22 protein-coding genes, 2 pseudogenes and 1 other annotated feature are annotated in these 25,475 nt (G+C 52.6%); of the genes and pseudogenes, 15 read left to right on the forward strand and 9 right to left on the reverse strand.

What is annotated here, in order from left to right; all coding sequences use genetic code 11:
• The first annotated feature begins 175 nt into the window (after nucleotides 1-175).
• Complete coding sequence (locus tag JMJ04_RS05055) at nucleotides 176-712, forward strand: universal stress protein (protein ID WP_201369455.1); 537 nt, start codon at nucleotides 176-178, stop codon at nucleotides 710-712.
• 453 nt (nucleotides 713-1,165) lie between these two features.
• Nucleotides 1,166-1,822, forward strand: coding sequence for a GAF domain-containing protein (locus tag JMJ04_RS05060; RefSeq protein ID WP_201369456.1), 657 nt, complete (start codon nucleotides 1,166-1,168; stop codon nucleotides 1,820-1,822).
• 63 nt (nucleotides 1,823-1,885) lie between these two features.
• On the opposite strand, the gene JMJ04_RS05065 is transcribed toward JMJ04_RS05060, so the two are convergent.
• Entirely contained in the window at nucleotides 1,886-2,236 is a 351-nt protein-coding gene (locus tag JMJ04_RS05065) for an inorganic diphosphatase (protein WP_236037919.1), read from the reverse strand.
• A 12-nt stretch (nucleotides 2,237-2,248) separates the two neighbouring features.
• Nucleotides 2,249-3,439, reverse strand: coding sequence for a DUF711 family protein (locus JMJ04_RS05070; RefSeq protein WP_201369457.1), 1,191 nt, complete (start codon nucleotides 3,437-3,439; stop codon nucleotides 2,249-2,251).
• A 169-nt stretch (nucleotides 3,440-3,608) separates the two neighbouring features.
• Here JMJ04_RS05070 and JMJ04_RS05075 point away from each other — a divergent pair, with 169 nt between their 5' ends.
• Nucleotides 3,609-5,546 (forward strand): PD-(D/E)XK nuclease family protein, encoded by a 1,938-nt coding sequence (locus tag JMJ04_RS05075; RefSeq protein WP_201369458.1) that lies wholly within the window; start codon nucleotides 3,609-3,611, stop codon nucleotides 5,544-5,546.
• The gene (locus JMJ04_RS05080; RefSeq protein ID WP_236038126.1) at nucleotides 5,543-6,811 is read left to right on the forward strand and encodes a DEAD/DEAH box helicase; all 1,269 of its coding nucleotides are present in this window, start codon (nucleotides 5,543-5,545) and stop codon (nucleotides 6,809-6,811) included. Before JMJ04_RS05075 ends, JMJ04_RS05080 begins: the two co-directional genes overlap by 4 nt.
• Nucleotides 6,812-6,877: 66 nt before the next feature.
• Here the strand turns inward: JMJ04_RS05080 and JMJ04_RS05085 are convergent, their stop codons facing one another.
• On the reverse strand, nucleotides 6,878-7,591 hold the full coding sequence (locus tag JMJ04_RS05085) for a response regulator transcription factor (protein WP_201369460.1): 714 nt from the start codon (nucleotides 7,589-7,591) through the stop codon (nucleotides 6,878-6,880).
• A gap of 504 nt (nucleotides 7,592-8,095) precedes the next feature.
• Between JMJ04_RS05085 and rbsK the strand changes: the two genes are divergently transcribed.
• The 6 genes from rbsK (at nucleotide 8,096) to serS (ending at nucleotide 14,725) form a co-directional block, all read left to right on the forward strand.
• Nucleotides 8,096-9,046, forward strand: a complete 951-nt coding sequence (gene rbsK, locus JMJ04_RS05090; RefSeq protein ID WP_201369461.1) for a ribokinase — start codon at nucleotides 8,096-8,098, stop codon at nucleotides 9,044-9,046.
• Nucleotides 9,021-9,953, forward strand: coding sequence for a nucleoside hydrolase (locus tag JMJ04_RS05095; protein ID WP_201369462.1), 933 nt, complete (start codon nucleotides 9,021-9,023; stop codon nucleotides 9,951-9,953). The genes rbsK and JMJ04_RS05095 overlap by 26 nt, the downstream gene beginning before the upstream one ends.
• A gap of 163 nt (nucleotides 9,954-10,116) precedes the next feature.
• Entirely contained in the window at nucleotides 10,117-10,428 is a 312-nt protein-coding gene (locus tag JMJ04_RS05100) for a metal-sulfur cluster assembly factor (protein WP_201369463.1), read from the forward strand.
• Nucleotides 10,429-10,619: 191 nt separating this feature from the next.
• On the forward strand, nucleotides 10,620-11,876 hold the full coding sequence (locus tag JMJ04_RS05105) for a zinc-ribbon domain-containing protein (protein ID WP_201369464.1): 1,257 nt from the start codon (nucleotides 10,620-10,622) through the stop codon (nucleotides 11,874-11,876).
• A gap of 105 nt (nucleotides 11,877-11,981) precedes the next feature.
• Complete coding sequence (locus tag JMJ04_RS05110) at nucleotides 11,982-13,064, forward strand: hypothetical protein (RefSeq protein ID WP_201369465.1); 1,083 nt, start codon at nucleotides 11,982-11,984, stop codon at nucleotides 13,062-13,064.
• 101 nt (nucleotides 13,065-13,165) lie between these two features.
• Nucleotides 13,166-13,381 (forward strand) — a binding site (T-box leader).
• A gap of 57 nt (nucleotides 13,382-13,438) precedes the next feature.
• Nucleotides 13,439-14,725, forward strand: coding sequence for a serine--tRNA ligase (gene serS / locus JMJ04_RS05115; protein ID WP_201369466.1), 1,287 nt, complete (start codon nucleotides 13,439-13,441; stop codon nucleotides 14,723-14,725).
• 51 nt (nucleotides 14,726-14,776) lie between these two features.
• On the opposite strand, the gene JMJ04_RS05120 is transcribed toward serS, so the two are convergent.
• Together JMJ04_RS05120 and JMJ04_RS05125 are read right to left on the reverse strand one after the other, a co-directional pair.
• The gene (locus JMJ04_RS05120) at nucleotides 14,777-15,016 is read right to left on the reverse strand and encodes a metallophosphoesterase family protein (RefSeq protein WP_201369467.1); all 240 of its coding nucleotides are present in this window, start codon (nucleotides 15,014-15,016) and stop codon (nucleotides 14,777-14,779) included.
• Between the two features lie 47 nt (nucleotides 15,017-15,063).
• Nucleotides 15,064-15,555, reverse strand: a complete 492-nt coding sequence (locus JMJ04_RS05125; RefSeq protein WP_201369468.1) for a metallophosphoesterase family protein — start codon at nucleotides 15,553-15,555, stop codon at nucleotides 15,064-15,066.
• A gap of 552 nt (nucleotides 15,556-16,107) precedes the next feature.
• Between JMJ04_RS05125 and JMJ04_RS05130 the strand changes: the two genes are divergently transcribed.
• Nucleotides 16,108-16,998, forward strand: coding sequence for a hypothetical protein (locus tag JMJ04_RS05130; RefSeq protein ID WP_201369469.1), 891 nt, complete (start codon nucleotides 16,108-16,110; stop codon nucleotides 16,996-16,998).
• Here the strand turns inward: JMJ04_RS05130 and JMJ04_RS05135 are convergent.
• Entirely contained in the window at nucleotides 16,965-18,155 is a 1,191-nt protein-coding gene (locus JMJ04_RS05135; protein ID WP_201369470.1) for an IS256 family transposase, read from the reverse strand. The two genes, JMJ04_RS05130 and JMJ04_RS05135, sit on opposite strands and share 34 nt — an antisense overlap.
• Here JMJ04_RS05135 and JMJ04_RS48595 point away from each other — a divergent pair.
• Nucleotides 18,154-18,603 (forward strand): annotated as a pseudogene (locus JMJ04_RS48595) (recombinase family protein); the annotation flags it as partial. The gene JMJ04_RS05135 and the pseudogene JMJ04_RS48595 sit on opposite strands and share 2 nt — an antisense overlap.
• Before the next feature lie 1,030 nt (nucleotides 18,604-19,633).
• On the opposite strand, the pseudogene JMJ04_RS05145 reads toward JMJ04_RS48595, so the two are convergent.
• Both JMJ04_RS05145 and JMJ04_RS05150 read right to left on the reverse strand, forming a co-directional pair.
• Nucleotides 19,634-20,846: pseudogene (locus JMJ04_RS05145) on the reverse strand (IS256 family transposase).
• A 121-nt stretch (nucleotides 20,847-20,967) separates the two neighbouring features.
• A complete protein-coding gene (locus JMJ04_RS05150) occupies nucleotides 20,968-21,150 on the reverse strand; it encodes a metallophosphoesterase family protein (RefSeq protein WP_201369472.1) in 183 nt (60 codons plus the stop codon).
• Nucleotides 21,151-21,435: 285 nt separating this feature from the next.
• Here JMJ04_RS05150 and JMJ04_RS05155 point away from each other — a divergent pair, with 285 nt between their 5' ends.
• Nucleotides 21,436-22,146: a metallophosphoesterase family protein gene (locus tag JMJ04_RS05155; protein WP_201369473.1), complete on the forward strand. Its 711-nt coding sequence runs from the start codon at nucleotides 21,436-21,438 to the stop codon at nucleotides 22,144-22,146.
• A gap of 167 nt (nucleotides 22,147-22,313) precedes the next feature.
• Here JMJ04_RS05155 and JMJ04_RS05160 read toward each other — a convergent pair whose 3' ends face one another.
• On the reverse strand, nucleotides 22,314-22,481 hold the full coding sequence (locus JMJ04_RS05160; protein ID WP_201369474.1) for a hypothetical protein: 168 nt from the start codon (nucleotides 22,479-22,481) through the stop codon (nucleotides 22,314-22,316).
• 522 nt (nucleotides 22,482-23,003) lie between these two features.
• Here JMJ04_RS05160 and JMJ04_RS05165 point away from each other — a divergent pair.
• The gene (locus tag JMJ04_RS05165) at nucleotides 23,004-24,056 is read left to right on the forward strand and encodes an alcohol dehydrogenase catalytic domain-containing protein (RefSeq protein ID WP_201369475.1); all 1,053 of its coding nucleotides are present in this window, start codon (nucleotides 23,004-23,006) and stop codon (nucleotides 24,054-24,056) included.
• Nucleotides 24,049-25,473: a dihydrolipoyl dehydrogenase gene (lpdA, locus tag JMJ04_RS05170; RefSeq protein WP_201369476.1), complete on the forward strand. Its 1,425-nt coding sequence runs from the start codon at nucleotides 24,049-24,051 to the stop codon at nucleotides 25,471-25,473. The genes JMJ04_RS05165 and lpdA overlap by 8 nt, the downstream gene beginning before the upstream one ends.
• The last annotated feature ends 2 nt before the right edge of the window (nucleotides 25,474-25,475 follow it).

Below are 25,475 nucleotides of genomic sequence, written 5' to 3' on the forward strand. Positions count from 1 at the left end.
ATTGGGCATGACACTCATGCCGTTTAGTGTCATTGACGAACCCGTATTCTGGTACTACAATCCTGTAGGATGGAAAACCAGGCTGCCATTCGTACGCAAAATTGGGTACTGTAACGAATGTTCGGTCAGGAATTTATGATGCTGTTTATCATGCTCCATCAGGAGGAGATCTATTATGGTTCACTTATGGGGCTCCAAAGCCAAAGAAGAGACAGCGATGAGCAAGTCCGCCCTAGGTGAAAGTGCCACAGGCGATGTTGCTGTTGTGCTCTGCGGTGACAAACTGGACTCAAACCTGGTATACCTGGGTTGCCAGATGGCAAAAGGAGCCAAACGTAAGGTCCATCTTGTACATGTCATTGAAGTTCCACGTGCTCTTCCCCTCAAAGCCGTGCTAACAGAAGAGTCTGAGCGTGCTGATCGCCTGCTTACCGGTGCCTTGAGTATTGCAGAAAAGGTCGGCTGCCTGGCTGTTGCAGAGGTAGTACAGGCCCGTGATGCGGGTCCCGCCATCGTCGATGAAGCTAGAGACCACAATTGCGCGCTCATTTTGATAGGATTAGTTCGCAACTGTCAGAAGGCTCAATACGATCTTGGTAAGACAGTTCCCTACGTGCTCTCCAATGCCCCTTGCCGCGTCTGGCTGGTGCAGGATCCTGCCAATCAATCGCAGAGCCAGCAGACCCAACAACAGACAGTAGGAGTACACTAAGATCTTTTTCCGAAACCCAACCCCCATTCGGGGGCACAGCGCCACTTGCGTGTCTAGCGCTTCCCCCATTCGGGGACACGCGCGCTCAGGGTTTTCGGAGAAGAAGTAAGCCAAAGCGAGAGAGCCTCACGGCTCTCCCCTTTTGCGCTTTTCAGGGAAAACATGAGCGGTAAGCCACAGCTCTTGCTTGTGGTCTGGAAATGTATTGTCTTCCTAAATGACTTTCTATGTTACAATAAGCATGGGATACTCGTGTCTAACATACAGGCTGTAGTCCATGCTTAGTTACCACCTATCCGAAAACCTGAGCGCGCTTGTCCCCGAATGGGGGGAGCGCTAGCCACCATCTAATCCCCATTCGGGGACAAGCGGTGGCACGGCGGTAGTGGCGCCCCGAATGGGGGTTGGGTTTCGCATAAGAAGTCAGAAAGTCACCAGGAGAGAAGATAACCCATGACAACAGACGATAACGCTCATCAGTTGCCACGACGTTCACATAGAGATTACTATACAGCTCTCCATCAGGCCGCGCTGACGTTTACCTCCAGTCTCGAACTGGACCAGGTACTCCAGAGCATCGTCACCAGTACCACTGAGGCGATGCAGGTAGATGCCTGTGCTTTACGTCTGCTTGACCGCAAAAGCGGCCTGCTTCACTTAAGCTGCGTTCATGGACTCAGCGGCAACTATCTCGCGAAGGGGCCAGTAAGTCTCACCCAGAGCGCAATTGACAGCGATACCATGCGTGGCACCCCAGTCTATGTACCCGATGTGCGCAGTGACGCACGCTTTCAGTATCAGGATGCAGCCAGGCAAGAAGGCCTGGTCTCGGTCCTGTGTGTACCACTGGAAGTACGGGGAGAAGCCGTTGGGGTCATCCGTGTCTACACCAAGCAACAAACTGTCTTTGATGAAGATGATATCCAGTTTTTAACGGTTCTTGCAAGCCTGGCCGCGCTCTCAATCGAGAACGCTCGTCTCTACGAGAATGTTCGCACATCCTTTGATGGTATCATGGGTGCACTCTGGGGACAGGAATATATCGACGAACAGCCAGCCGAGGTAAGCACCATCCGGACACAAACGGTTATTCAGTTTCGCGAATCATAAAGCGGCATAAATAGGACGACGCTGCTGAAGCACGCGTCGTCCCTCTTCCCCCTGCAAGTACCTCTAACTACGTTCAATCAACATTCCCACCTGGAGACCACTGTTGTGTTGAGCGAGAATTTGTTCCATCTCTTCACGGGTACACCCGAGTAAGATTTTTATCTCACTGTCGCGCTTTAACACGTCCACGCATACGATGAGCCCAGCCATCTGCCGCGTTTGCTGCGTACCCACCCAGACATCAATTCCGTCGCCATCAGCAGCACGCGTTCCTTGTAGATAGCCATAGTCATAGGGGTAAATCATCTCCTCATAGCGTGGATGCCTCGATCCCCTGGGGCGATCTATCACAATTTCACTGTTTGCGACCAGGTCATCTAGCGCCTGCCAGAATCCTTCCAGCTGCGTCAACATAGCATCCTTTCTCTATACAAACGTATTTGTCAGATACGGCGAGCTAAACGTTGTGCTCTCACCAGCCTGTCTTCCAGGAACCGGGAAAAGGCGCGCCGAGAGTGGTTTGCGCAGTCGCAGAGCAAGCGTCGCTACATCCAGGAGCAGCGCGGCAATCTCTTCGACAGAGCAGTCTCCTGGCAAGGGAACCGTGTCCAGTCCTGTCCCACACACGGTGGAATACAACAGGAGTTGATGGGCGTTGACTCTCCGCTCGGCCCAGCGCTGCCCTAACAGGCGATCCTCCAGGACAGGAAGCATCAGACCGTTATAGCCACAGGTTGGCAGATCCGTCCCCTTCAGGGCAGCAGTCAGTGCCGCGGCGACCGCGAGCGTTCCCGGCGATCCCAGGGGGCCATAGCCACAGAGTTCCATGGCCGCCGCGATACTCTCCTCGCCCATAGGCGCGGGCGAAAGATCGATACCGCCAAAGCGCACGCCATACGCTTCCGCCAGATGGCTGACTGCTTCCACCACCAGGCGCGCCTGTGACTGCAAGGCAGCCTTGAGAGTCTCGCTTACGAGAGTCAGATCGAGCGGGCCTGCCTGCTGGGAACGTAACTGTTGCAGTGCCTCCGTCACAATGCTCACCCCCTGCAAACCAACACTCAGGCTACTGGTCCCCTCGTGATAGGCCGCAGGAAAGAAGGGGCTGCCAGGCTCAACACAGGCCAGCATAGCGAAACGGAAGTTGCCAAAACCCTCTTCACTTTCGCTCGCCAGGCGCTTAATAATGTGGGCTGTGGGCAGAGCGGCCTGCGCGCGCAAGCCATGCTGGAGCGTCGCCAATTGGACCGTCGCGCTCAAGGCTGAGGTTGGCAATAAGAGATCTGCCAATATATCCAGCCGCGCCAGGGGAAAGTCCGGGCGCGTCACCTGGGCCGTTCCCAGCGAACAATAGGCCAGGTTTTGCTCGTCCAATATTCCCTGCAACTCCTGAATATACTGCTGGATCTCCGTCGCGGACCAGGACACGAGGTCATCCCACACGGAACGCGTTGAGAGGCGCAGTGTCTGTAGCTCGTAGCCAGCCTCCGTGAGCCGTGCCTCAACCTCGCGTAACAGGGCGCTCGCCTGTTGTATATGCTTCGCCGTCAGTGGGTGGGCGTCCGCCAGCCCCAGCGTGACGGTACGAATGATGGGATTTTTCGGGGATGCAACCATCTGTTTCCTCTTTTCCAATTGGTCGGTGTATGGTAATAAAAGAACCACAACACGTCTACCGTTCTGGCTTTATTCTCTATGTATCCTTGTTTGATCTAGAGATTGACGAAAGTTTGTTCGTGGCGTACACTGCCAGCAAGAGCAAAATACAGGAGACTTTTTCGCAACTATGACGCAGGGAACTGAACAACCTGAGATCCATACACACGCGCCCGAATGCTTCCTCTGTGCTTTCGATCCAGGTCCTGATTGTACGGGGCTGCAACTCGAAGGGCGCATTCTCGCCACTCAGGAACGGCTGGTGGCGGGCGAGCAGGTCGCGGTCTTCGTACTGGATACCGGGAGCGAGCACATCGAATTGCACCTGAATGACCACTACTATCGCAGCCTGGTGCGTGAGCTTCGTGCCCGCTGGGATGTAGTCAAAATGCGTCCTTTGCGCCTGCGTGTCTATCATCTCCCGTTCGCGCCCACCGAACTTACCTTTCGTGACCGTTCACGTTCCTGCTATCGCGGCAACTCCTATACCCTGGCCGTGCTTGAGCCAGATACCCTGCTTAACATCACTGACCTCAATCAAGCGGAATATTGCCAGCGCCAGCACCTCTTACAGCGCTTGATCCCTTCGCCAGCAAACGCCGCGACCATTCGTGGTAACATTGTACATCATTGCTTTAAGGAGCTTCTCAAGGAGCATGACCGCGGGAAATTTTTGCTACGAAAGGCAGATGAAGAGGAAAAGCAGGCACCAGAAACGGCGTATGCAAGCCTGCAACGTCACCTGGAGCAAGCGTTACAGCTCCATAATATTGAGATGGCCCTCGCGGGCATTCATCCTGAAGCGATGCGTCAGGAGGTTCAGCCACACCTGGAAAGCCTAGCGCGTTGGTTTGAACATGAACGCAATACACTCTGGGATATGCCGACCGCGCTTCAGGAGACTCACGAGACACAGTCAGATACTGATACCGCGCCCAACCAGGTGCGCGCCGAGACCTTTCTGCTGGCGCCTGAAATTGGGCTACGTGGACGCCTCGACCTCTTCTGGCGGCAGGCGGGTCGTCAACGCCTGCTCGAACTTAAAACAGGGGGCGCAAAAGGCGAGCTTCCCCGCAAAGAGCATCGCTGGCAGGTCTATGGCTATCACTCTCTGCTCATGGTCCGCCGCGATTCTCAGATGAAGAAGGCCCTCGCGACCCTCCTCTATAGCGGTACACCACAACACGCCCAGGCCTTTGGCATCCCCGCTTCTATCCGCGAGATCCAGCGCGTCAATGAGCGGCGCAACACCCTGGTGCTCAGCCTGGCGACTGGCATTCCAACCACACCTCCAGGCCCCTCACGCTGCAATCGCTGTTCGCTCCAGAGCCAGTGCTATCAGCTCTCAAGCCTCCTCGACTGGCAGCTTCCAACCATCGACGCGGCCTTTCAGAATGGACAGGGCGAGGTAAACGGGCCGGATACCCAGGACAGGCTCCCCTGGCATTTCAACACTCAGGAGGACAAGGCCTTCTTCGCTCACTACTATCACCTGCTTCAACTGGAAGGCCGCGCGGGCGAAGAACAGCAGGCCAGGCTCTGGAATACACCGATAGAGGAGCGCCTTAAACAGGGAACAGCCATTCAGGGTCTGCAAGCGCTTGGCCCAGCCAACATTGCGAATGACGGCTGGCAACAGAGCTTTAGCTGCGAGAATACCTCTGAACTACGCGAGGGCGACGAGATTCTCTTGAGCAGCGGCGATCCCATTCGTGGAGAGGTCGTCAGTGGCACTATTCTCCAGATTAGTTCGCAAGCCGTAACTGTCTGGACACGCGAGCTGATTGACCACCCGGCCCTGCTCGACCGCTATGATAACGACCTGGTGCATGTACGTACGTTGCAGAACCTGATGCGCTGGCTCCAGGTTGATCCCCATCTGCGCGATCTGGTCGCGGGGAAGGTCCGCCCACGCTTTAAACAGCAACAGGTCCTTCCAAGGACAGACTTTAACGCTGAGCAGAATCTAGCGGTTGAGCGCGCCCTCCAGATGCAGGATTATCTACTCGTCCATGGCCCCCAGGAACAGGGAAGACCAGCGTTATTGCCGAGATTGTCAAGCGCCTGACGCAACAGGGACAGCGCGTCCTGCTGGCGGCCTTTACCAACCAGGCTGTCGATAATATTCTTCTGCGCCTTGAGCGTGAGGGCTTCGACACCTACCTGCGCCTGGGTCATGAGCGTAGCGTGGCCGAAGGGGTACGCCCCCACCTGCTGAAAGGCCTGGTGGATGAGAGTCCGCATCCAGAGGCGGTACATGATCTGCTGCACTCTATGCCGGTGATTGCCTCAACGACCGCAACCTGGTCCTCTGATAAATATATGCCAGCCCACATGCTCACCAGTGAGGATATTGCACGTAAGCAGAGCGGACTGGACTTTGACGTTGCCATTATCGATGAAGCAGGCCAGCTTACTGTACCCGCCATCCTGGGGGCCTTGCGTTTCGCGCGCCGCTTTATCCTGGTAGGCGATGAAAAACAGCTTCCCCCCCTCGTCCTGAACCCGGAGGCCGCGACCCAGGGCTTAAGCGATTCCCTCTTCAGCCACCTTAAACGCTTCGATGATGACTATATGCAGAATCAGGCTGTGGCCATCAGCGCCTGTGTGCCACTACGCACGCAGTATCGTATGAATAAGTGGATCTCAAACTTCTCTTCCACCGTCTTTTATGAGCGCCTGCTTCTCGCGCACCCCTCGATTGCCGAGCGAAAGCTAGACTTTACCTCCTTCTCGCCGGCTCGCCAGGAGACAACGGCTATCGCTGAGGTCCTCAAACCAGGACGTCCCCTGGCCTTCCTCGATAGCTCACCTCTTCAGACGGAAGCGAACACATATGAAGCGAGACTGAGCGCGAGCGAGAGCAAAACGAGTAACGCCGAGGCGCGAGTTGTACGCGACATCGTCGCGGAACTCCTCAAGCGTGGCATCACACCGAAAGATATTGGCATTATCGCGCCTTTTCGCGCGCAAGTCGCCACCATTCGGCGGCATCTCTTTAGCAGCGATCCTACCAGCGGTTGGGAGGCGCTCTCGACTTCGTCCCTCCTGAGTGTGGATACCGTTGACCGCTTTCAGGGTGGCGAACGCATGGTTATCATCATGTCCTTTGCAACCAGCCAGGAACCTCCGGCAGGCAGCCAACGGCGTGACTTCCTGACCAATCCACATCGCTTAAATGTGGCTCTGACCCGCGCTCAACGCAAGCTGATCCTGATTGGCTGTGTCCCGGCCCTTGAGCCACTGCCTCTTTTCAGCCGCCTCATTACTTACTGCCGCAGCATGAAGGCCATTTTTCCCGCAGCCACACCCACACTTACCCCCACCCCTTAAGCATGAAGAAACTGTTTTAACGACAGGTGATGGCGAACTGCACAGCTAGCTCGCCATCACCTGTCGTTAAACATCTTGTACGTCAATGAGTCCTTTTTTGATCGCGTAGATGACAATCTGAGAGCGATCATAAATGTTGAGCTTACGATAGATGTTGCTAATATGGTTGCGCACCGTCTTCTCGGTTACTGCTATGGCCTGCGCAATCTCTTTAGGCACCATCCCCCTGGCAATACGCAGCAATACCTCGATCTCTCGGCTCGTCAGCCCCTCGCCAATCGGCTCTTTCTCCACCAGCCCCTGCTCATAAAGCTGCATCATGCGCCTGGAGACACGTGACGTAATAACCTGTTCGCCCGCGTAGACTGCGCGAATGGCGGCTACAACCCCTTCAGCGGAGCTATCTTTCAAAAGGTAGCCACTCGCGCCCGCGCTCAATCCCTCCAGAACCCGCTCATCAACGGTGTAAGCGGATAAGAGGATGACCCGGATCTGCGGCCACGCTTCCTTGATACGCCGTAGCGCCTCAATACCATCCATACGCGGCATCTGCACATCCATTAGGAGGACATCCGGCTTGTACGTTTCAGCAAGTTCAAGCGCTTCGATGCCATCACCAGCCTGCCCAACCACGCTAAAAAACTGTTCCTGCGCCAGCATACCAGCGATACACTCGCGGAAGAGACGCTGATCATCGGCCACCAGGATGCGAATATACGTTCCCTTCTCCTCACTGCTCCGGCGTTTTCCCCCAGGCTTCTCTTCTATTTGCAGCACCATGACACCCTCCCATAACCACATTGCGATATATTTACGCTATTAGCTTCATCTATCAATATTGCCCTATAACATGTAGAACGCGCAAGCTCCTTTTAGCTAGCAAAATGGTAAAGATTTTTGCTTTCGTGGCTAAATTCCTTAACCGCGCATATGCCTATGAATCAATATCCTAGATAATAATACCTCCTATTACGCTTTTTACCAACAATCATGCAGGTGTATTCTCGCAGCCTATTGCGAGAATACACCTGCATGATGTATGCTCTCAGTGGATGTTCATTAGTACCAATAGCGCTTACCATACTTTTGGGACTATCCCCTCGCCACGCCCCACATAGCTTCTCGCGAGATGCACCTGCGCTATGATCTTATTCCGAAACCCAACGTCACTGGCGTGACTAGCGCTTCGCACTCAGGGTTTTCGGATATGAAGATAACAAGAGAGTTCTGCTTTCCCGCAGGTCATACTGGCATGGCAGTAATGTACACAGGAGAACATTCGTTATGCAAGCAAAAAACATCCTGGTAGTCGGTAGCCTGAATATGGATCAGGTTGTACGAGTTCCACATATCCCGCATATGGGTGAGACGCTTTTGGCGGAGAACTCGTTAAAATTTGTTCCCGGCGGCAAAGGGGCAAACCAGGCTGTAGCTATGGCTCGCATGGGAGCCTCGGTCACCATGGCTGGCCGCGTTGGCATCGACTCCTTCGGAGACCGCTTACTAGACGCGATGCACACCGAAGGTATCGACACACAACTTATTGTTCGAGACAAGGAAGAGAACACCGGGACCGCGTTCATCTTCCTCTCGCATGAGGGGGATAATGCGATTGTCGTAGCCGGGGGAACAAATATGATGGTTGGAGAAGATGAAGCGCATATGCAGCAGATTCATGCGGCCCTGGCTTCAGCGCAAGCCCTGGTGCTTCAGCTTGAGATTCCCCTCGAAACCGTAACCAGCCTGATTGAGAAAGCCGATACCCTTGGCGTCCCAGTGACACTCAATCTGGCACCCGCGCAGGCACTCTCGCGTGATCTCTTGCGCAAAGTCACTGTGCTCGTGCTCAACGAAACCGAAGCCACACAACTCAGTGGGCAGCAGGTACATAGTGTTGAGGATGCGCGCATCGTCGCGACCATCCTGCACGGCTATGGTATTCAAACCGTAGTGATCACGCTTGGTGCACGGGGAGCCATGCTCGTGACACGCGACGCCACTGGACAATCACGCTGTATCTACCAGGCATCTCCCAAAGTTCAGCCAGTGGATACCACGGCGGCGGGAGACTGCTTCGTGGGCGCGCTCACCGTTGCACTCAGTGAGGGGAAACGCGCCGAGGATGCCCTACGCTTCGCGGTCTATGCGGCATCCCTCAAAATCGCGCGCTTCGGTGCGCAAAGTGGAATACCCTATCGGGAGGAAGTTCTTGCATCGTATCATTCTGGACACTGATCCCGGCATCGATGATGCCCTCGCGCTCTTTTTAGCTCTGGCCTCGCCTGAAATACAGCTTGAGGCTTTGACCACTGTATGTGGAAACGTCAATCTTGACCACACGACGCGCAATGCTCTGGCGTTGCTCTCCCTGGCGGGACGCGAAGATATCCCTGTCGCGGCAGGCGCGTCCCGCCCCCTCATCCTTCCACATGGGGATGCGGCGTCCGTGCATGGGCTGAACGGCCTGGGTCAGCTTCAGCTTCCCGAACCACGCATCACAGCCCACCCTCAGCATGCAGCCGACCTTATCATCGAGAGGGTCATGCAGGCGCCCGGCGAAATTACGCTAGTGGCCATTGGCCCACTAACCAACCTGGCCCTGGCCCTGCACAAAGAGCCCCGTATCGCGCGTGCAGTGCGCGAGGTGTATATCATGGGGGGCGCACTGCGCGTCCCTGGCAACGTCACACCTGCCGCTGAGTTTAACATCTATTGTGATCCGCATGCAGCCCATGTGGTCTTTCACGCGGGCTGGCCACTACGCATTGTCAGCCTGGATGTGACCCACCAGGTAAGCCTGACCCCCGCAGATTTTGCGCAATTGGCAACCTCCCTGGATGGCTCGGTGAAGCACGCAATCCTACAGATGACGGACTTCTACTTCAACGTCTTCCAGGCAGAGATAGCGACCAAAGCATTCCATATGCATGATCCACTCTGCCTCGCCGCAACCTTCCTTCCTGATCTTATAACCTGGCAGCCAGCCTACGTCGATGTGGAACTTCAGGGCACGCTGACCCTGGGTGAGACAGTCGCTGACTTTAAACAGCTCACGCAGGCCAACATGCAAGCACCAGTTGCCGTCGACGCAGCAGGCTTCCGTGCCCTCTTCCTCGAGCGCATCGGACAGGCCTATCTCTAAGCGGCATTGCAAAGGGCCTTGCCCTTTGCCGGGGCGGGAGATGTCCCCACCACCCCTCTTTTTCTTTTGACAAATAGGCTCCGATACAGTATATTACAGAAGAATATATTCCGACCTATTTACTCGGATTAAGAGGAGCCTACCAGAGACAAAGGAGCCGATTATGGCACAAATTAATGAAGCAGAAGTGATGGATGCCCTGCGTGAATGTTATGATCCAGAAATCCCGGTGAACATTGTTGACCTGGGCCTGGTCTATGGCATTGATATACAAGAAGCAGATGCCAGCGTAAACGTAACGATGACTCTGACCGCTATCGGCTGCCCCATGGCTGGCGAGGTAATAGAGGAGGTCGAGTCGCGCGTAAAGCAGGTCGAGAATGTGCAGAACTGCAAGGTTGACCTGACCTTTGATCCCCCCTGGTCCCCTGAGCGCATGACAGAGGACGCAAAATGGGAACTGGGAATGATCTAAGAAACGTGCTAAAGGCAGAATGAGGCCAGGCGTCGCGCGACGCCTGGCCTCATTCTGCCTTTAGCACTACTAGGCTTGGCACAATACGGGAAGAATGGTATGCTAGTGCATGATCTCGCTCTGTCTGGATCATGCATATTTTATTTTATTGCCCACTGTTTTATTTGTTCTATACATCGGAGTTTTTACATATGCAGCATTGCCCCAACTGCGGAACACCGCTACAAGCTATAGCAAAGTTCTGCCCTGGCTGTGGCCAGCAGGTTGCACTGGCATCCAATCCAGCGCAGCAGCCTGCCAGTGATCTTCCTCCCACGCCCCCTGCGCCCTCCGAACCAGCTATACTTGCCGGCGAAAACTACGGCTCCTACGGCCCCGACATGGTAGCCCCCACAGCACAATCCTCAGCATCTACCTCGTCGCCCGCGCACAGCATTTCCTCGCCTTACCATACACCTGTCTCTTACACCGGGCAGGCACCACTACCTGTTACGCCTTACAGTGCCAATCCTTACGCTCCTCCCGTTGATCCAGCGGCAGGCCAGAGGACTCCAGGAATATATACACCTCCTCCTTACATGCCTTATACCCCACCTACGCCTCCCGTAGCTACCAGAAGAAAGCGTTCGCCCTTATTACTCGTTCTCCTGGCCATTTTGCTCATCGTTGTCGTTGGCAGTGGTGTAAGCCTGATTTACTATGCGGGGGTTGCCCTACCAGCTCAAGCTAATGCACAGGCCACCAGTACCGCACAGGCCGCGACCAACACAGCCAATACCCAGGCAACCGGCACCGCACAGGCGATCACCAATGCCACCGCTACAGCCAATGCCCAGGCAACCGCGAGTGTGCAGCAAACAGCAACCACGCGCCAGACGATCTACGCCCAGGCAACCAACGGCTCGCCCGCCTTTCAATCCTCTCTTGCCGGTCCAGATAGCGCAGGCTGGGAGACTTATGATGCCGTAGGGGGCGGAGGATGCTACTATAGCAACGGCGCCTTCCATGCCGATGTTCGGAATAAGAACTATTATGTCGCCTGCTTTGGACTCAACACCAATTACACAAATATGGCCTTTGAGGTCAACATGACGATCCTGAAAGGTAATATAGGTGGGCTGATCTTTCGCGGCAATAAGGACTCATTAAAATTTTACTCCTTTGAGGTAGGAAGCGACGGCTCGGTGGAACTTAATGCCTCTCAGAGTGATGGCCACGCCCATAACCTTTTCTTTGATCATGTAGATGTCGTTAAAACAGGTACCGGGCAGACAAATCTTGTAGATGTTATCGCACGTTCCAGCACAATATATTTCTATATCAATAAACAATACGTCGGCCAGGTTCAGGATACAGCCTATACCTCTGGTCAGATTGGCTTCATGTCTTTAGATAACTCTTCAGCGACTGATGTGGCCTATAAAAACGCTCGTGTCTGGCAGCTTTAGCGCCACAAAGAGGAGTGAACAAACGAGACGCCGGGATGGCTCCCAGCGTCTCACAAGACGCGTAAATCGACGCCAACGAAAGATAAGGAGGAATATTTATCACTCATGCCTCATCTATCACCAGGCGAAACTCCGCATCAATCTGAGGATTCCAGGACCGTGCTAACAGAGAGCCAGCCGGGCAGTACATCCCCTGACACAACGACGCCCGCTGAGTCCGAAACGCTCTCTCCCCAGGAGACGCTCTTTGCCGCGCGCCTGGTAGAATTAGATCTCAAGCGCCAGCGGCTCCTAAAAGCCCAGCAATTGCAGAATCGGATGCGCCTACTCATCTTCACCCTGGCGACTGTCTTGATCGTTAGTGGCTTCGGCTTTATTATCTACAGTACCAGCGTCGACTATCGCCATTCCACGCATGCGTTTGCCACTGTACAGGCACAGTGGACACAAAATGTCGTTAATACCGCCCAGGCACGCTCGCAGGGAACAGCCAACGCGATTAATACCGTCCAGGCCAATATTAACGCCACCGCCACCGCCCAGGATGAAAATCAGGCACAGGCGACCACAACCATTGAAGATATGACCGCCACGGCGACCGCACTCGAAGGCATCCTCACCGACGCAACCAAGAAAGATCCTGACCTGAACGATTCCTTAAGTGATCGCACCGGTGATGGGAAATGGGATATTGGCGGTAGCAGCACCACAGGTTGTGCCTTCACTAGCAGTGGTTATCACGCCTTCGTGGCCAAACGGGGCTATATCCAGCCCTGCCTCTCGCAGGCGAAGACCTATGCCGATGCCGTCTATTCAGCCCAGGTCACCATCAATACAGGCAACGCTGACCGCGCCGGGCTGCTTTTCCGCGTCGACAGTACAGGCAATCAATATTACTTTTTTAGCATTGGCATGGATGGAACCTACAGCCTCGACCTCTACCAGGAGTCGGGACCGGGGCAGAACCTGCTCAATGGGCGCAACGCGGACATTACACAGGGGCTAGGACAGAGCAATCAGCTCGTCGTGCTCGCCCAGGGCACAACCTTCTACCTCTTCGCAAACGATACCTTCCTTGGAGGTGCCAGCGATAGCACACTGAAATCAGGGCGCCTGGGGGTGGCCGTCGTTCAATCAGGCATCCCCATCGACGCCAGTTTCAGCAATGTCAAGGTGTGGAAACTTTAAGCCAATCCACACCTTGACAAAGCGCAAGCAAACTGTTACCCTTGTATTTAAGTATAGAATCGGTGACAGATCTGTTTTACCAGGCAATACATAGACATACCATAACGGCTATGATTGGGACAAGTAGCCTGCGCCACCTTTCAGAGAGCTGCGGTCCGGTGCAACGCAGTAGTGAGCAGCGGTGAAATCCACCCAGGAGCCTGCGCGAAGAGCGCTCACGGTTCGCCCCCGTTACCCGGCCAGAACGAGGTTCACTTTCGCTTGAACGAACAAAGGTGGTACCACGATAACGCTGTAAAGTCGTCGTCGTCCTTGTAGGACACGGCGTTTTTTTATTGTTCGCATATACGCCGCCATAGATAGAGGAGGAGATCATGCTCGATCTCACGTTTATCCGCACCAACACTGACGCGGTCAAAGAGGCCGCGCGCCTGAAGAATAATCCTATCGATATCAATGCCCTCCTGGAGCTTGATCGGCGCGTTGTCTCGCTTCAGCAAGAGGTCGAGGAGGCCCGTGCTCAGCAGAACGCGCTCTCGAAGAAAATTCAGCAGGCCGCGAAAGAGAAAAACGTCGAGCTGCGTAACCAGTATATCGCCCAGGGCAAACAGCTCTCGGAGGCCATCAAGGAGAAAGAGCCGCTCCTGGCCCAGCTTCAGGAGGAGCGCTATCAGCAGCTCCTGCTCGTACCCAATATTCCCGATCCTAGCACGCCCGTGGGCAAAGATGAAGACGACAATGTGCCCATTAAGTACTGGGGGGAGAAGCCAACCTTTGAATTCCCCGCGCTCGACCATTATGACCTGATGCAGAAGCTGGAGATGGTGGATATTGAACGCGCCGTCAAGGTGGCTGGCAGCCGCAGCTACTCGCTCAAAGGCGCTGCCGCGCGTCTGGAGTTGGCACTGATGAACTTCGCCTTCGACCGCCTGTCGCGCAAGGGCTATACTCCCATTATCGTACCCTCGATGGCCCGCGACTTCGCCTTTGTCGGCAATGGTCAGTTTCCCAAGGGGCGCGACCAGGTCTATGAGATCGAAGGGCAGGACCTCTTCCTGGTGGGTACCGCCGAGGTCTCGATCACTGGCATGTACAAGGATGAAATTCTCAAGGCCGAGGAGCTACCGCTGACCTACGTAGGGTACAGCCCCTGCTTCCGCCAGGAGGCCGGAACCTATGGCAAGGATACGCGCGGTGTCTTCCGCATTCATCAGTTCAACAAGGTAGAGCAGTATATTATCTGTGAGGCCGACACCGCGGTCTCGGTCCAGTGGTTTGAGGAGCTTGAGCGCAACGCGGAGGAGCTCATTCAGGCTCTGGAGCTGCCGTACCGTATTGTCAATGTCTGTACAGGCGATATGGGTGATGGCAAGGTGGGTATGCACGATATTGAATGTTGGGTTCCCAGCGAGAATCGCTATCGCGAGACCCACTCGTGCTCGTACTTCCACGATTGGCAGGCGCGCCGCGCCAATATTCGCTACCGTGATGCCGAGGGCAAGGTCCGCTTCGTACATACGCTCAATAATACGGCCATCGCCTCGCCCCGCATCCTGATTCCGCTGATCGAGAATCACCAGCAGCCAGACGGCAGCGTGCGCATCCCCGAGGCACTGCGCCCCTACATGGGTGGGCAGGACTACATTCGCCCGCGCCAGTAGCGCAAACACCACCCAGCCAGAGCAGGTCTGGATATATTGTTCAGGCCTGCTCTAGGGCTCCTCTTCAAGCCATAAAATCTCCCCGCGCACACTCATGGCCTCATCATCAATAGAGAGCATCCCTACGCTGCGTTTAGGCTGACTACGCCGCTCATTCGCGCTCCCAGGATTAAACAAGAGAAGACCCTCATGCTCCTCATTATATGGAATATGGCTGTGGCCAAAGACCACCACTCGCGCCTGGGGAAACTCGCGTTGCGCGTTGCGTGCATAATGTTTTCGCTCGCCCAAGACAGCCTGGAACTATTGAAAAGAAGCTATAGAAATTATTTCGCCATCTACAACCAAATAATTTCTCCCCATACCTTCTTCTCCTCATCATCCACATGCAACAACCCAACACTGCACCTCGGTTGCTTTCGTCGATCCGTCGCGCTACCCGGATTGAACAACAATTGCCCATTATATTCTTTGTTGTAGGGGATGTGGCTGTGGCCGTAGACAACGACGCGGGCGTTGGGAAACTCCTGACGAGCCATCCTCTCCCTGTTATGCGTATCTCCTAGAATATGCACAATGCCAATACGGCAATGACCTACGACAACCTCGCGCTTGATCGGCAATTTCTCAACAACCTCTTCATATTCGATATTGCCCTGTACCGCCACGACAGGCGCTAGGAATTCAAGCTCATCAATTAATGAAAGGCGCGATAAATCGCCAGCGTGGATGATTAATTCTACCTCCGCGAAATGGGCCGACACGGCTTCTGGCAACTGCTTAAATTGCGGGATATGTGTGTCTGAAATGACCCCAATGTGATGTATCATTTGCGTTTTCTCCATCTTACATTGTTATCTCTATTATTCAGCCTCTCTCAGCAGCTTAATTTTATCACTCAGATCGTTTGGATATTCAGTCTATCCATTGTTACAATCCGCTCTATAGCGTGCATTTCAGCATATCCACAAATAAACGCTTAACATTGACAGCAGACCGCGAACGTGATCGATTCTCCCGCAGGTTTAACCTGGTTGCGGGGTAAGCCAGATAAAGCTATCACTAAATTGATTCTCACTACTAACGTTGTACTCAGTTTGATTTCCACATAGTATAGAATATCTATGAGTAACGCCTTATTTTTACTTCTTTTGGGTGTTCTATAGCTTTTAGTCTATCCGTTACTTTTACATCTCTAACTCCAAGTGTAATAAAATAAATATTGAATACTCACAAACCAATAACACAGAAACTGATAAGCCTGCCATTTGCGGCCTTGAAAAACTCGTTGCAGTAGTTGGCCCATATTTTACAAGAATTTTTGAATATTTCATGCTTAAAGAGCAAAGACGGCAATTGATTTGACAGGGAGGTCAAACAAAATGGATGATCTGAAATGGTCTAAAGAGGCATTAGCGCTACAATCATTAAGTCTTTGGGATGAGAACGCACGTTTCCCTGATAAATATTTCCGTAAAACGGAAGAAGAGTTAGTTGAGTACTTTATATCAAAAAAAGATTTCAAGGTTTTTGAGCTAGCAAAGGAGATAGTTGCAGAGCTGGATATTCCCCAGCTTGAAAGACTTGTTGTACTACGCCGAGATGGAAAGAACATTGTCATTGAAGGTAACCGAAGATTAACAGTCTATAAGCTTCTAGTGAAACCTGATCTCACACAGAATAAGCACCTGGGAGCTGAATTTGAACAGCTCAGTAGGCAAGCAAAGCTTACTACTAATTTTGAGTTAGATGCTCTGGTGACCGAGGACATATCAGAAGGACTAAGGATCATTGAGCGCAAACATCTAAAGTCGAATAATGAAGTTAGCTGGGGAGATTCAGAGCGAGCGCATTATAGTGCTAGAAAAGGGGTTACTGATCGCCAGACTATTCTTAAAGTTGAGATTGCGAAAAAGGTGAAGGAGACAGAACTTGATGAATCTCTCGTTGATGAAGTACTTGGCCCAGGATATGTTACCACCTTTCACCGCATAGTATCCGGATCTGCCGCAGATAAGATTTTTGGTTATAAACTTGATGATAACAATACTTTGATAGTCGAAGATCCTAATTTTCTGGATAAACTCAAAGTAGTTGCATGGAATGTACTACAAAAGAAGGATTTTAATGGAAATGATATCAATTCGCGTACGGTAAATACGACGAAGCAGATTACAGACTATTTGTCTGGTATAAGCAGCCAGGCTATCAAGGCTACTCAAAATGCCATGGCAGTATGTCAAGTACTGTGTAAAAGGACAAGATCTGGCTGAGCTTGCGATGCTGGTGGCATCGTGAGCTTGTGGAAGGTCAAGCCGCGAATGACGGCATAGAAGAGCAGCAGACAGCTCCCCTCATTGCGAAACGCGGCAGCCATCTTGTGCGAACGACGTTTGACTTCTCCAAAGAGCCGCTCACTGACATTGTTGGTGCGAATGGTCTTCCAGTGCGTCTTCGGAAAGGCGTAAAAGGTGAGACAAGCCTCCAGATCCCGCTGCAAGCACTCTACCGCGGTGGGATAGACCTTCTGGTGCTTCTCAAGGAAAGCAGCCACGGCTTGATCGGCCTGCTGTCGGCTTTCTTGGGAAAAGAGGGCTTTGAGCTCAGGTTCAAGCTGTTCTCGCTGCTTGCTCGGAACGTAACTGAGCACGTTCTCCATCTTGTGCAGAACACAGCGTTGTCTCTGTGCGGTCGGGAAGTGCTTGGTGATGGCATTGAGCATGGCTCGGTTGCCATCACTGATCCAGAGCCCGATTTCCTTGACTCCTCGTGCTTTGAGATCCTCCATGAGATCTTCCCACGCCTGCTGATTCTCCCGATCCCCCACGCGAAAAGCCAGCACTTCTCGCTCTCCGGTGATGGCAATGCCCACCACCGCCAAGATGGGCATCTTGCAGCCTTCGCTCTGGTAGATCACGGTGAAGTAGGTCCCATCGGCAAAGGCGTAGGCATAGCGCTGAGCTAGGGGACGGGCTTTCCACTGCTCATACTCCTCTTGCAGCGTATGAAACACCCGCGAGACGGTTGAGGCACTCGGATGCAAACCGGTTAATGTCTCGATGATCTCTCCGACTTGAGCCATGCTCACTCCTTTGATGAACATGTCTTGCATGGCGCCATCCAGCTCGTCGCGGCGGCGATGATAACGCTCAAACAACTGCGTGTGATACCCTCCTCGCGTGCGAGGAACGGGCACATCGGCGATTTCTCCCACAGTGGTGTCCAGATGACGGCTGTAGTGTCCGTTGCGTTGATCTCGACGGTGTTGGCTGCGCTCATACGGCTTGGCTCCAATAAAGGCCGTCACTTCTTCTTCCAGCACATTGATGAATGCGATGCGAACGGCGTACTGGAGTCGCTCTTTCACCAGCTGCTCAAAGGCCTCTTGACGGGTGATGATGTCTTCGCTAGAGTGATCGTAAAGGGTCATGGCTATCCTCCTGGTTCAGTTTTACTACATTTTCCAGTTCAGGATACCAGACCTTTTTTTTACACACCACTCAGAATACTGCCCAACTTTTAAGAAGCGTATTCCATACGCTCCCCACGCTGATATTGTACGTGGTGAAATCTTTGAAGCATTTGCAGAAGTAGGCGGAGAAATAGGGCTGCTAAACAGAAGAATCGCTCTATCTCCCGTTGTTTTTCCTTTTTTTGAACCACACATAGACCGTCGCATTGTGAACAAGTTTAATAAATGGAGCACTTGTTCTAGCGGTTATATTCTTCAGCATGGGAATACCATTCGATCAATGCTTACTAATCCTATCTATATAGGATACCAGTCGGTAAATGGGGTTATCAGACGCGATAGGCAAGGTAATATGATAACTAGCCATGAAGCGATTATAGACCTTGAGCTTTTCTTCTTCGCATACTACCGTTTGTCAAAATACGACCTCGATGGAACATTATTAGAGGGAAGGGAGGTAAAACGGTATTTTTACAGAGGCGATCAGGCGACATATGGCTTATGTAAATATCGTATACGATGGAGCGATGGGCCTGTTCGTACGGAAGCACACGGTGAGTATGATGGTGACACACCTGTTGATCGACCAATATACATACTTGCTCCAGAAACGTTTAAACTAGGCTCAAAGAATTACATGTGCCTACCTTGTGAGGAAGTAGACGCAGAAATTGTAAATCGACTCATGTATCATGTTCAAGAACTGAGCAAAGAGCAGAAAGAAACCAGTGAGTACGAAAAACAAGCTCAGGTAATACGCGAGGGACGCAAAAAGAAAATCAAACAAATAGAGCAATCATTTGTAGATATTGAAGTCAAACAGACAAAACTTGCAAATGCTCTAAGCACGGTCAAAGATGACAATAGCTCAAAGGTTGACCCGAAACAAGTAAGCACGCGATTACAAGAATTAATTATTGAACAGATGAGAAACCTTGAACGGGAGCGCCTGTTACTCATGAAAGATAAGCAAAGGTTAGAGGAAGAGGCGGAGAATGATATAGGCTCTCTTGAGGAAGAACTACAAGACCTAGAAGCTCTGTGGCCTAAGTATCGTTTCTCAAAACGGCAATCACTCATTAACTTTGTAGTACGAGAAGTTGTAATAGATATTATGTCCACTCATTGGGTACGAATACAAGTAACTTGGTTACATGAAGGTTGGGGAACAGAGGAATTATACTATGCCCGGCAGAGAGGCAAACAAGGCAACTGGACACCAGAGGAAGAAGCAATATTAAAAGAAAATTGGGCTACTACAACAAAGGCTCAACTTATGACGTTGTTACCTGATAGAGCATGGAGAAGCATACAAATGCGGGGACATTTAGCAGGCATAAAAAGGAAAACAGGCCCCAGGTCCTTAGAAGAAAAGACGCTGATAGTGGGAAATGGAGATATGGTGGGTCTGTAAAGAGCTTTGTGTACTTGGGTCATCATTGCGGAAAGCGATCTGCGAATTCAATAGCAAAACGATTGAGAGCTGGTTTCCACTCTCGGATGGGCATGGTCCATTTCTTGGACACCGTCTGCACAGCCAGGTACATCACTTTGAAGGCTGACTCATCGGAAGGGAAAATTCTCCGGTTGCGTGTCATCTTTCGCAGTGTCATATTGAGTGATTCAATAGCGTTAGTGGTGTAGATAGCCTTGCGGATATCCTGTGAAAAAGCAAAGAGTGGAATCACCCGGCTCCAGCGCGCTCGCCACGAGGCACTGATAGTGGGATACTGTGCGTCCCATTTCTCAGCAAACGCCTCCAAATTGAGTTCAGCTTCTATCTCTGTGGCCGCACTGTAGATGCTCTTGAGATCAGTGGCTACCTCCTTGGCATGCTTGTGTGAGACATAGCGCAGCGAATTACGGACCATATGCACCATACACAACTGCACACGTGTCTGCGGGAAGACGGTTTCTACCGCTTCAGGGAGGCCTGTGAGCCCATCCATGCAGGTAATGAAGATGTCCTTGATTCCCCGGCTCTGCAATTCGGTAAAGACAGAGAGCCAGAATTTGGCGCCCTCACTCTGAGCAATCCACATCCCCAGCAGTTCCTTGTGCCCTTGCAGATTCACCCCCAGGACCAGGTGCAGAGCTTTGTTGATCACCCGCTGGTTCTCGCGCACTTTGATCACCAATCCATCCACATACACAATGGGATAGACGGCCTCCAGTGGGCGCGCTTGCCAGTGGCGAACCTCCTCGCTCACCGCATCTGTCACGTTGGTGCATGAGCGTCGGCGACACCTCCACTCCATACAGCTCTTGCAATTGGGACTGGATATCACGCGTGGTCAGGCCATGGGCATATAGGCTTAAGATCTTGTCATTGAAGCCTTCCAGCCGCGTCTGGTGCTTCTTGACGAGTTGTGGCTCAAAACTGCCTTCACGATCACGAGGAATCTCAAGTTCCAAGTGGCCTTGCTCACCTTTGAGCGTCTTACGGCTTTTGCCATTGCGGCTGTTGGTTGTTCCCTCCGCTTTGGCCTCATACTTGCCATATCCCAAATGAGTTTCCAGCTCGGACTCCAGGCACCGTTCAATCACGGCTTTGGTCAATTGCTTGATTAACCCTCCCTCACCCAGAATATCTTGAGGGTTCGTATACTCTCTGAGCAATTCATCAAGAATCTCTTTGCGTATGGTCATGTTTCTCCTCCTCCATCTTCCGCAATCTCTCTTTATTCATTATCCTCACTACACAAAGGATTTTACAGTACCGATATGGTTATTGTTGAGGGTAGAGATTGCTCCTACTCAGACATTATTTTTATGCATAAAATAAATGTGCCTCAATCGTCTCGACGTATTGAGTGGCCCAAACTATCAGGGTCGAGAGATCTCCCGCATGAATGATCTGTTCAACATCCACAAAAAGCGTCCAGACAGCAGCGGGAATTTTCTTGTGTGGAGGCATATGTGTATCGGAGATAACGCCAATACGATGAATCATGCTACCAGTCCTCGCTTCTTCGCTTAACAAAACGCCCAACTTTTGTTTGTAATTATAGCGCAACCGGTCCCGCCTCGGCTTGCTGCGCAAGCCATTATGGTAAGGAGTGTGTGCATGGAAAACGGGCTAAGCCCGTTTTCCATGCACACACTCCTTACTCCTGAAGAATTCCCACAATATTCTTCTCATATTCCCACAACTGTGGGATATAATGTCTGGTAGTAGCTCGATGTAGTTAAACTCATGGATAGAGAACCAGCGCAGAAAAATGGAATCGTAATAGCTATGCGTATAGCAATTATCTCAGATATACACGGCAACCAGGTCGCACTAGAGGCTGTCTTACAGGACCTGGATAGCCAGCCTCCGGTTGACCAGATTATTATCGCAGGCGATCTCTGCCTCAATGGGCCGCGCCCTAAAGAGGTGCTGGATATCGTGCAGGGTCTCCACTGCCCCGTTATTCAGGGCAATGTGGATAAAGAGGTCGTTGACGACAACGGGGTAAGTGGCCCCAAGAAACGCAATATCATCGCCTGGACGCGTGAGCAGATTGGTCGTGAGGGAATAGACTACCTGGCCCAGTTGCCCTTCTCACACCGTATCCACAATCCTGATGGCAGCGATATTCTTGTTGTACATGCCAACCCGCAGAATGTCGAACAGGCCATTTTTCCCAACGCCCAGGATGAGGAGCTTACTGAACTTTTAGCGAGCGTTGAGCAGAACGTGGGGGCGCTTGTCTTTGGGCATCTCCACATTCCCTATATCCGTCGCTGGCACTCCCTCCTCCTCTTCGATGTAGGCAGTTGTGGGCTGCCACGCGATGAAGATGTTCGCGCCTCCTATGGCATTCTTAACTGGCGCAATGGAACATGGGATCCGGAGATCAGACGTGTCGAATACAGTCTGGATAAGGTCATCAAACAGTTGAAAAAGTGCGGCATTCCTCATTCTGATAAACGCGCCAAAATTCTGAGCAACGCTCGCTACTAAATAGCAAAAGAGAAGCCTGCCCCCTATTCCTTTTACATAAATAGAGAGGCAGGCGCTTTCATATATATACTATAGTTAGTTTTTGAGAATATAAGTGAGAGATGCGGTCATCGCGCTATGTAGCAAGGGTACATACAGATCGCGAAATGCATGAGCCAGGCAAACAATTACGCACAAAAAGATCCAAAATCATTTAGTGCGGGCAAGGCTGACTGCTCATTAAGCGTGATATCTTCTTCCCTACAAACATCCTCACCCAGGTAACTGGCAGCATCACCGATATCTACCAGCTCCAGGTCCTCAATAATTGCACGCAATTCCCCTGTAGTTGTCATAGGTTTGTCCTTTTGTATATCGATATACCACTATTGAGTCAAACATGCGTACTCATAGATCTGTCCTGCACACGCAGTGAAGCACACTGACGACCAGGGAGATCGCCACAAAACCTCTTCCGTTCCCGAGTGTAATCAAGACAAGTCGATGAAATAGAGTAGTTATGTATGTCTCTTACTTATAGATACGATTCTTACCATACATGATCACGACTCGGCATCTCTGTTAGGCCAAAAAGGCCATCCTTTCCTTCATTCCTCAGGGCATGCAGGTCTTTTACTGGGTACGCCTTTGCGCCTGCGGCGCTCAGGGGATAGAGTGTGTGGGTGGAAAACGGGTGAAGCCCGTTTTCCACCCACACACTCTACTCTTTAAGGCTCAAGTGGCAGGTAGGGCTACTGCTAGAGGAGAACGGGGATGCCCTGCACATTGATCTGCCGCCATACCTGCAGGCGCGTAAACGTGATATACTGACAGGAAGCTATTCTCTCACAGAAGGGGCCGGTCAACCGGGAATCGATGTGAAAGCAGTTATTTACCACGCCCATGATCACATTGCAGTTGAGCAACGACCAGTGCCAGCTATTAATGATCACGAACTTCTTGTACGTGTACACGGCTGTGGCCTGTGCGGTTCTGACATCCTCAAAATCACGCGCCAGGCTCCTGCCCCCGTTATTCTTGGACACGAACTGGTTGGGACAATCGTTGCGCAAGGGCGTGCCGTCGATACCTTTCACGTTGGAGAACGCGTCGTCGTAGCGCATCATGTGCCATGTGGTGAGTGTCACTACTGTCGCAGGGGAAACGTCTCGATGTGCGCGTCATTTAAGACATCCAACATTGATCCCTGTGGCCTGGCGGAATACATTCGTGTGCCCGCACCACATGTGCAGCAGGCAACGCTTGTCCTTCCCTCGACCCTCAGTGATGAAGAGGGGTCCTTTACAGAACCTCTCGCTTGCTGCGTGCGCGCGGTACGCAGGACACCTCTGCACGATGGAGACACTCTGCTTGTCGTGGGACTGGGTTCCATTGGCTTACTCATGCTCCAGGTCATCAAGGCTCTAAGCAAGCGTGCAGGCTTGAATTGCCGGGTGTATGGCGTTGACCTGCTTGACGAACGTTTGCAGCGTGCGCGCACATTGGGCGCTGACGAGGTATTTCACGCCCCTTCAGAGCCAGAGGGTTTGCGTAATCTGCTCTCGCCCCTGACCGCGGGAAGAGGTGCAGATACTGTGTTCCTCACTGTGCCTGGGATGCAGCCATTTCAGCAGGGGCTTGCCAGTCTGCGCGCAGGCGGAGCGCTGCATATCTTTGCCGCCCATGCGGGTACCGTTCCCTTTGAGCCAGAGCTGGTCTATCAACGCGAGCTTACCCTACTGAGCACCTATTCTTCTTCACCCGAAGATCTACGCATTGCGCTCGATCTTCTGAGCACACGCGAGGTGCGTGTTGCCGAACTTATTAGTCATCGCCTCCCTCTGGAGCGCTTTCATGAAGGTCTTCTGTTGATGCAACAACGCTCAGCATTAAAGATATTCTTTCAAATAGCAGGAGAAACCAATGTCTGATAAACACTATGATGTAGCGGTGATTGGTGCAGGACCTGGTGGCTACGTTGCCGCCATCCGCGCCGCACAACTCGGCGCGAAAGTAGCCATCGTGGAGAAGCAATACATGGGTGGCACGTGCCTGAATGTGGGTTGTATCCCCTCCAAGGCCATGCTCCACGTGGCCGAGGTGCTCCATAGCATGGAGAGCGTGGGAGATCTGGGCATCGAACTGGGCCAGGCTCCTACCTTTCATATGCCCAAGGCCGTCGCATTCAAAGATAAAGTCGTCAAACGCATGACCAGTGGCGTCGGCAGCTTAATGAAAGCCAATAATATCGATGTCTATGATGGCCTGGGCATTATAGATGCCTCACGCCGGGTCTCAGTTCAGAAGGGCAATGGCTCACACGAAGAGTTTCAGGCCGAGAAAATCATTCTTGCCACTGGCTCCGTTCCCCTTATGCCTCCTATGCCCGGCATCGACGGACGCAACGTCATCAATAGCGATACCTGCTGGAATCTGCCCGCCGTCCCCGAGAGCGTCATCTGCGTTGGTGGTGGCGTGATCGGCATTGAGCTGGCCTGTATGTTCAATGCCATCGGCAGTAAAGTGACAGTTCTTGAGATGCTTCCCAATGTGCTGGCACCCGTCGACGAAGAGGTACGCCGCCTCCTCGTTCGCATTCTGAGCAAGCGCGGCATCAATATCGTGACCAATGCAAAAGTCGAGAGCATCGAGGATGACAGCAAGCTGAAGCAGGTCAAAACCACCAGTGACAAGGGCGAGCAGACCTTTAGCGGCGAGTATGTCTTGATGGCTGTAAGCCGCCGCACCAGCACTGGCGGTCTTGAGCATCTGATCGAGCAGGGCCTGGACATGGATCGTGGTCGCGTACGCGTCAATGAGAAGATGGAGACCAACCTGCCTGGCATCTATGCCATTGGCGACCTGACCAAGGGAGCGGGTCTGGCTCACGTAGCCTCAGCCGAGGGTGAGACAGCTGCCGACAACGCCATGGGACACGATTCTAGCATGAACTACGATGTCGTCCCCAATCCCATCTACACCTTCCCTGAGATTGCCTTTGTCGGCCTGACCGAGGCCCAGGCGAAGGAGAAGGATCCCGAGGCTCGCGTCGAGCGCTTCCCATGGGTCGCGATTGGCAAGGCCGTCGCGATTGGCGAGACCGATGGCTTTACCAAGGTCATTCGCGGCAAGTACGGTGAGATTCTGGGAGCACACATCATCGGTCCCGACGCCACTAACCTCATCAGCGAGTTCTCTATTGCGATGCGTGGTGAACTTACCGTTGATGAGATCATCGAGACCATTCACCCCCATCCAACGCTGAGCGAAGGCATTCGCGAGGCCGTCCTGGCCGTGGAGGGACGTCCCATTCACATCGGTCCTAAACAGCCCGCGCGCGTGCGCTAGCT

This window comes from Ktedonobacter robiniae, from assembly GCF_016587375.1.
Taxonomy (GTDB): domain Bacteria; phylum Chloroflexota; class Ktedonobacteria; order Ktedonobacterales; family Ktedonobacteraceae; genus Ktedonobacter; species Ktedonobacter robiniae.